This is a genomic window from Komagataeibacter intermedius TF2, from assembly GCF_000964425.1.
Taxonomy (GTDB): domain Bacteria; phylum Pseudomonadota; class Alphaproteobacteria; order Acetobacterales; family Acetobacteraceae; genus Komagataeibacter; species Komagataeibacter intermedius.
Genome location: NZ_BANF01000296.1, coordinates 1 through 644 on the forward strand (window position 1 = coordinate 1; position 644 = coordinate 644).

The 644-nt window shown below is 62.3% G+C and carries 1 pseudogene; it reads right to left on the reverse strand.

The features are described 5' to 3' along the window. Positions 1–644: pseudogene (locus B7449_RS17165) on the reverse strand (lactate dehydrogenase); the annotation flags it as partial.

The window sequence follows — 644 nt, forward strand, 5'->3', positions numbered from 1 at the left end:
GTTTCGTTTTCGACCCCGGTTTCCGGATCGATCCTGACTGTCACGTTCATCAGGTTGATCGGGCCGAACTGTCGGACGAAACTGAAATAGGCACGCTTCAGGTCGCCCTGCAGGCGTCCATAAGGCAGATTCTCCATCTGCGCCCGCAGGACCGCGCGTGCCGCATCCCGGACGGGTATCAGCGCGATAATGATCCGGGCATGCTTCTGAAAGAGGCCGTCCTTCTGGTCCCCCTTCCTGATGGCGACCGTCACAGCCTGTCCATCGCAGATCTGCTGCAGGACGCCTTTCGTGACGAAGTAGGAGCCCTCTTTCAGCGGGGCGCCATCGGCTGCTGTGCCGACCAGCACACCGGATCCCGTCGGCCGGACAATGCGCTGGTCCAGGGGTTCCAGAAAGCGCACGTCCTGCCCGATCCGGCCCATGGCCTCGGACAACATCACATCAAGCCTGCCGTCGGCACGCGCGTCGCATGTGTAATCGGGACCGAACTGGGTGGTGGTCCAGCCGTGACGGCCAAGCACCTGCTCCGGATGGTCGAGAAAGTAGCGATTGACGAGGAGCGGACCGTTACCCTGGTCGCTATCTGCAAGGGCTCCTGTTTCCAGCCAGGTCTCATCGTCGACCCCGTCGCCGATCATGCG